Annotated in this window: 6 protein-coding genes; 3 read left to right on the top strand and 3 right to left on the bottom strand. The window is 65.9% G+C overall.

The features are described 5' to 3' along the window. Window positions 1-612, bottom strand: a 612-nt coding sequence (gene cysD / locus ACOJSF_RS05100) for a sulfate adenylyltransferase subunit CysD (RefSeq protein ID WP_420141148.1), incomplete at its 3' end; no start/stop codon positions are given. Window positions 613-672: 60 nt separating this feature from the next. Between cysD and cysQ the strand changes: the two genes are divergently transcribed. Both cysQ and ACOJSF_RS05090 read left to right on the top strand, forming a co-directional pair. Beyond that, the gene (gene cysQ, locus ACOJSF_RS05095) at window positions 673-1,557 is read left to right on the top strand and encodes a 3'(2'),5'-bisphosphate nucleotidase CysQ (protein WP_420141147.1); all 885 of its coding nucleotides are present in this window, start codon (window positions 673-675) and stop codon (window positions 1,555-1,557) included. A gap of 88 nt (window positions 1,558-1,645) precedes the next feature. Beyond that, window positions 1,646-3,817 (top strand): histidine kinase dimerization/phosphoacceptor domain -containing protein, encoded by a 2,172-nt coding sequence (locus ACOJSF_RS05090; protein ID WP_420141146.1) that lies wholly within the window; start codon window positions 1,646-1,648, stop codon window positions 3,815-3,817. Here the strand turns inward: ACOJSF_RS05090 and ACOJSF_RS05085 are convergent. Together ACOJSF_RS05085 and ald are read right to left on the bottom strand one after the other, a co-directional pair. Continuing rightward, complete coding sequence (locus ACOJSF_RS05085; RefSeq protein ID WP_420141145.1) at window positions 3,808-4,107, bottom strand: hypothetical protein; 300 nt, start codon at window positions 4,105-4,107, stop codon at window positions 3,808-3,810. The two genes, ACOJSF_RS05090 and ACOJSF_RS05085, sit on opposite strands and share 10 nt — an antisense overlap. Before the next feature lie 251 nt (window positions 4,108-4,358). Beyond that, on the bottom strand, window positions 4,359-5,453 hold the full coding sequence (gene ald, locus ACOJSF_RS05080; protein ID WP_420141144.1) for an alanine dehydrogenase: 1,095 nt from the start codon (window positions 5,451-5,453) through the stop codon (window positions 4,359-4,361). 156 nt (window positions 5,454-5,609) lie between these two features. On the opposite strand from ald, the gene ACOJSF_RS05075 reads away from it, so the two are divergent. After that, a partial coding sequence (locus ACOJSF_RS05075; protein ID WP_420141143.1) for a potassium transporter Kup occupies window positions 5,610-7,109 on the top strand: 1,500 nt, incomplete at its 3' end.

Here is a 7,109-nt window from a genome sequence, read left to right as displayed (position 1 = left end):
CACGATCGGCACGTCGTTCAGGTGGATATACTGCCAGATGTCGAGTTCCGTCCAGTTGCTGATCGGGAACACGCGGATCGATTCGCCCTTGCTCTTGCGCGCATTGTAGAGGTTCCACAATTCGGGCCGCTGGTTCTTCGGGTCCCAGCCATGGCTGGCCGTGCGGAAGGAGAAGATGCGTTCCTTGGCGCGGCTCTTTTCCTCGTCCCGGCGCGCGCCGCCGAAGGCCGCGTCGAAACCGTACAGGTCGAGGGCCTGTTTCAGGCCTTCCGTCTTCCACATGTCGGTGTGCAGCGGGCCGTGGTCGAACGGGTTGATGCCGCGCGCCTTCGCTTCGGGATTCTGGTAGACCAGCAATTCCATTCCGGCATCACGGGCCGCCCTGTCACGCAGCGCGTACATGTCCCGGAACTTCCACGTCGTATCGACATGGAGCAGCGGAAAAGGCGGGGGCGAAGGGTAGAAGGCCTTCCTCGCCAGATGCAGCATCACCGCCGAATCCTTGCCGACCGAATAGAGCATGACCGGCTTGTCCGCCTCGGCGACCACCTCGCGCAGGATATGGATGCTTTCGGCTTCGAGCCGCTGGAGGTGAGTAAGCGAGGCTGTCATGACCGGCGCTTAAAAGCCGAACCGGGCTGGCTTGTCCCGCTATAAAAAGTTTGTGCGGCCATGCCGCGCGGCATAGTCGGGGCCATGATCGGAGGACTGACAGCAGAAAAGCGAGGCGAGGTCCTCGACGGGTTTATCCGTGCGGCCATCGACGCGGGCGAGGCCATCATGGCCGTTTACGGCTCCGATTTCGCGGTCACGATTAAGAGCGACGCATCGCCCGTGACCGAGGCGGACGCGGCGGCGGAGGCGATCATCCTGACGGCGCTGGCGGCGCTGCTGCCCGACATCCCCGTGATCGCGGAGGAGGAGGTGGCCGCCGGCCGCGTTCCGCGCATCGACGGTACGTTTCTGCTGGTCGATCCTTTGGACGGCACCAAGGAATTCGTTGAACGACGCGGCGATTTCACGGTCAACATCGCTCTGGTCGAGGATTCCGCACCGACTCTTGGCGTGGTCTATGCGCCGGTCGAACGCCGGCTTTACGCCGGTGACGCGGCGGCGGGCATCGCCTGGACCGCGAAGGTTGGCGAGGACGGCGTGATCGGCCTGCGCGAAACCATGCGCGTGCGCCCGTTGCCGACCGGGGGACTGTCCGCCGTCGCATCGCGCGCGCATTGTTCGGCCGAAACGGACGCCTACCTCGCGCAGTTCACGATCGCCGACCGGGTATCGCGCGGATCGAGCCTCAAGATCTGCATGGTGGCGCGGGGGCAGGCCGACCTCTACCCCCGTCTGGCCCCGACCTGCGAATGGGACATTGCGGCGGGCGATGCCATTTTGCGAGCCGCGGGCGGGCGGCTCAATGCTCCCGAAGGGGCGCCGATGCGGTATGGGAAATCGCGCTTCTTCAATGTCGGCTTCGTCGCGGCCGGAGGGTTCGATCCCCCGCCAATCGCCCCGTTCTTGGCGCTTGACCAAGGTGCGCGGAAGAAGGCACACTGATCGAGATTAGCAAGCTAGGCCTTGCATCATTCCTCTATACAAATACGGTGCTTCCATCCGCCGTCATGTGCGGTGGGAGAGTAACCCTTTGATTCCTGGCGCCGGCGCGGCAAGCGAACTGCCGATCGATCAGCCATCGGGCGGCACCGACATTACGGCGTGCGACCGGGAACCGATTCACCTCGCCGGTGCGATACAGCCGCATGGTTTGCTGCTGATTGCGGACGCAACCACGAATATCGTGGTCGCGGGAGCCGGCGATATCGAGGATCGGCTGACGGCGAACTGGCTGGGGCGGCCACTGACCGAACTGATCGCGCAGCGCGCCGAGCGCGCATTCGTTCAGGCGGATGCGTTGCCCGGAACGACGGTGCCCCTGTCGGTGGTGCCCGGTCGTCGGGAGGCGTTCGACGCATCCCTGTTCCGGTCGGGTGGCTATTTGCTGGTCGAGCTCGAGCCACGCCCCGACATCGTGGCGTCGGCGGCGGCCATTCTGTCACGGCTCGATACGATCGGCGGACGCTTCGAGCGCGCCGGTGACCTCGGCGCCCTGTGCAGCAGGGCTGCCATCGCGTTCCGCGAGCTGACCGGGTTCGACCGGGTGATGATCTATCGATTCCTCGACGATGCGGCCGGCACCGTCGTGGCGGAAGACCGCGATCCATCGCTCGGCTCCTTCCTCAACCATCATTTCCCGGCGACCGACATTCCGCGCCAGGCGCGGGCGCTGTACGTGCGCAACCGGGTGCGCGTCATTCCGCAGGTCGATTACGTCCCGGCGGTCATTCGCCCGGCGGAGGCGATGCTGGGCGATCTGGACCTCAGCGATTCCGCTCTGCGCTCGGTTTCGCCGATCCACGTCCAGTATCTGAAGAATATGGGCGTCGCCGCGTCCGCATCGATTTCGATCGTCAAGGACGGCGTGCTGTGGGGGCTGGTGGCCTGTCATAACAACACGCCCCGGCGCCTGAGCTACGAAACGCGTGCGGCGTGCCGGGCGCTGGCTGGCGGGCTTTCCCGGCAGATCAGGGCGAAAGAGGAGGCCGCGCTCTATCGCGAACGAATCGCGTTGCGTGCCGATGAGGAGGCGATCGTCGGGCGCCTACCGGCCGAGGGGCGGGCCGATCGCTTGGTCGGGGGGGCGATCGAGGATGTATGCCGCCTGCCGAAGGCCGACGGCTTCGCGCTGCTATCTGGCGGCGGGTTGGTCACGACCGGCGTGTGCCCCGACAAAAGCGACATCCTGGCGCTGGCCGAATGGATTGCAGGCCGTCATGCGGGCGAGGCGCTGGTCACGCATTACCTGGGCGAGGTCTATCCGGCGGGCGACGCCTTCCGTGAGAAAGCGAGCGGCCTGATGGCACTGGGCCGCGAGGACGACGGACTGGGCCTGATGATGTGGTTTCGTGCCGAGCAGCCGGAAACGGTCAACTGGGCGGGCAATCCCCACAAGGACGCGACAACGCCGGCAGGGGAATTGTCGCCGCGTGCCAGCTTCGAATTGTGGCGCGAGGCGGTGACGGGCCGCTCGCGCCGGTGGACGCGGAGCGAGGTCGAGGCGGCGCAGCATCTGCGACGCGCGCTGATCGAGGCGCAGCAGGCGCATCGCCTGCGCACGCTCAACCGACAGCTGAACGCCACCGTCACCGAAAAGGAATCGCTGCTGCACGAAAAAGATCATCTTCTCCGTGAAATGAACCATCGCGTGCAGAACAGCCTGCAACTCGTTCAGGCGTTTCTGGGTCTCCAGGCGCAATCGGCGGACGATCCGACGCTCGGCGCGAGCCTGGCCGAAGCGCAGCGCCGACTGTCGGCCGTCGCGCTCGTCCATCGCCGGCTCTATCAGGGCGATCAGGTGGATACGGTCGATCTCGGCCGATATCTCGACGATCTGCTCCGCGAGATGCGCGAGGCGATGGGTGCGGAATGGCAGCAGGGCCTGACGCTCGATCTGGCCCCGGTGCTGATCTCGGCCGACCGCGCCATCCACGTCGGCCTGATCCTGACCGAGTTGGTCATCAACGCCAACAAATATGCCTATGGCGGTAAGCCCGGCCCGCTCGACATCGTGCTGGAGCAGCACGACAACATCATGCGGCTTATCGTGGCCGATCGGGGCGATGGCGAGACCGGTACGCGGGAGGGGTTCGGAACGCGCATGATGAAGGCGATGGTCCAGCGGCTGGGCGGGACGATGGAGCGCCAGCCCAACCGGCCGGGCCTGCGCGTGACGGTCAGCGCGCCGATCGATCAGCCGTAAGGGGAGCGCTCGCATCTGGCGGCTTCGGCGTAAAGCGCGAACACACGCCGCGCGGCGGTGATTGCCGCCTCGATCCAGCTTTCCTGTCCGTCGGCCGCTGCGTCCAGCGACGCAAGGAAGCCGCGCCATTCACCCGGTTCGTGCGACGCGGACAGATAGGCCTTGGGCAGGCCGGCGGGCACGGTTCGCGCTATCATCGTCCCGCCCAGCCGCGATCCGTCCAGAACATAGGCCATGCCGAACGCCTCCGCCGGACCGACGGGTGCGTCGAGCGGGAGCGGCGCGGGCATCCGCTCCTCCAGGGCTTTCAGGTCGGCTGCGAGCAGGGGGAGGCGCGGTCGGAGCGGTAACGGAAGCGACCCTCTATCGAGGGCCGCCTCCACTGCCGCCAAGGCCCGCGCGTGCGCACGAAGAAAGGCGGCATAGCCCGCTCGCGTCAACAGGTCGAACGCGCCGAACGCCTCGTCCACCCCGGCGTGGTCCTGGGCAGTGGCAGCCCGCAGACGGATGTACGCCGGCCGCCCGCGCGCCTCCGTCACGGTCAATTGAGCGGCAGGCCGAGCGCGCTCGCGACCGCCTGATGCCTGATCCGTCCGCCCGACACGTTGAGCCCGTTGCCGAGATGCGGGTCGGCGGCCAGCGCCGCTTCGGCACCGAGATTGGCGAGGCGAAGCGCGAAGGGCAGGGTGGCGTTATTGAGCGCGAAGGCGGAAGTGCGCGCTACCGCGCCCGGCATGTTGGCGACGCAATAATGGATGATGCCGTCCACCTCGAACACCGGATTGTCATGTGTCGTGGCGTGGCTGGTTTCGAAGCAGCCGCCCTGATCGATCGCGATGTCCACCAGCACGCTGCCCCGCTTCATCGTGCGCAGCATGTCGCGCGTGACCATTTTGGGCGCGGCGGCGCCCGGGATCAGGACCGCGCCGATCACCAGATGCGCCTTCGCCACCGCCGCCGCGACCGCCGCCTTGGAGGCGTAAGCGGTCTTGATCTGGTTCGAAAAGAACATGTCAAGTTCGGCGAGGCGGTCATTGTTGATGTCGTAGATGGTGACGTCGGCGCGCATGCCGACCGCCATCTGCGCCGCATTCACCCCGGCGATACCGCCGCCGAGGATGGCGACGCGTGCCGGCGCCACGCCCGGCACGCCGCCCAGCAGGACACCGCGCCCACCCTGCTCCTTTTCCAGATAATGCGCGCCGACCTGGATCGACATGCGGCCCGCGACCTCCGACATGGGCTTGAGCAAGGGGAGCCCGCCACGCGGGCTCGTCACGGTCTCATAGGCGATGCAGGTCGCGCCGGACCGCATCAGCCCTTCGGCCTGCGCCTTGTCGGCGGCCAGGTGGAGATAGGTGAACAGCAGGTGGTGAGGCCGCAGCCGCTCGATCTCCACCGGTTGCGGCTCCTTCACCTTCACGATCATCTCAGCCTGGTCGAAGACCGATCCGGCATCGGGCAGGATGCGCGCGCCTGCCGCGACATAGTCGCCGTCCTCGAAGTCGATGCCCTTGCCGGCGCCGGTCTCCACCACCACCTCATGACCCGCAGCGGTCAGTTCCGCTACCGAAGGCGGGGTCAGCCCGACCCGATATTCGTGATTCTTGATCTCTTTCGGCACTCCGATACGCATGCCTCAACTCCCAATGGCGATGCCGCGACCATAGAAGACTGAACACGGCCTGTCCTGCTGTTGCAGCGCAACGGGGCGCGTGATATTCCGATCCCTCTTTTCGGCCTTCCGGCCGCGTTTAGGTAATAGCAGCGCGGCGACAGGCTTCAGGTGTCCATGACAGCCGATCCTTCCATGCCGGCGGGCATCCCGCCCGATCCAGCCAGCAGCGACATACACGCCTATCACCGGCCGCAGAGCGTGAAGAAGCTCGCGCTCGGCGCGATCGGCGTGGTGTTCGGCGATATCGGCACCAGCCCGCTTTATTCGATGAAGGAGGTGTTCGTCGGGCACCACCCGCTCGCCGTCGACCGCCTGCATATCTTCGGCGTGCTCAGCCTCGTCTTCTGGACTTTGATCTTCATCGTCACGATCAAATATGTCCTGCTGATCATGCGCGCGGACAATAAGGGGGAGGGGGGCAGCCTGGCCCTGCTCGCCCTCATTACGCGCATGAGTGCGAGCAAGCGCTGGACCAGCCCGCTCGTGATGCTCGGCGTGCTCGCCACGGCCCTGTTCTTCGGCGACTGCATCATCACCCCGGCGATCTCCGTCCTGTCGGCGGTCGAGGGGTTGAGCTCGGTGCAGGCGCGGTTCACGCCGTTCGTCCTGCCGATCGCGATCATGATCCTGATCGCGCTGTTCCTGATCCAGTCGCGTGGGACCGAATTGGTCGGCCGCTTCTTCGGTCCGCTGATGATGGTCTATTTCCTCGTCCTGGCGGTCCTCGGGATCGTCCACATCATCAATCAGCCGAGCATCCTCTATGCGCTCAACCCCGTCTGGGCGGTGCGCTTCTTTACCTACGACTTCGGGTTGGCCTTCCTGGCGCTCGGTTCGGTCGTGCTGTCGGTCACGGGCGCGGAGGCGCTCTATGCCGACATGGGCCATTTCGGCCGCAAGCCGATCTCGCTATCGTGGCTGTGGATCGTCTTTCCCGCGCTGATGCTAAATTATCTGGGCCAGGCGGCGCTGTTGCTCAGCCAGCCCGATACGGCAGCGAATCCCTTCTTCCTGATGGCGCCCGAAAGCCTGCGGCTGCCGCTCGTTCTGCTCGCCACCGCCGCCACCGTGATCGCCAGCCAGGCGGTCATTACCGGGGCTTTTTCGGTGGTGCAGCAGGCCGTGCAGCTTGGCCTGATGCCGCGCGTGCGGATCACGCACACCAGCGCTTCGGCCGCCGGGCAGATCTATATTCCGGTGATCAACTGGTCGCTGATGGTGCTGGTGATCCTGCTGGTCCTGATGTTCCGCAACTCGACCAATCTCGCGGCGGCCTATGGCATCGCGGTCACCGGGACGATGTTCATCACCACCTGCATGCTGGGCGTGCTGACGCGCGCGGTCTGGCGCTGGCCGCTCTGGGCTTCGGCCGCCTTGACCGGCGTCTTCATGCTGATCGATGGTGCCTATTTCGCATCGAACCTGACCAAGATCCCCGATGGCGGCTGGTTTCCGCTCCTCATCGGCACGATCGCCTTCACGCTGCTGACGACCTGGGCACGCGGGCGCGCGCTGATGATCGCCCGGATGCGCGAATCGGCGATGCCAGTGCCGGTATTCGTGCGCTCGGCGGCCAATTCGGCGGCGCGCGTGCCGGGGACGGCGGTGTTCATG

Source organism: Sphingomonas sp. (assembly GCF_048594985.1).
Taxonomy (GTDB): Bacteria; Pseudomonadota; Alphaproteobacteria; order Sphingomonadales; family Sphingomonadaceae; genus Sphingomonas_I.
Note: the sequence above shows the minus strand (reverse complement) of the source record. Positions and strands in the feature narration are given on the sequence as shown.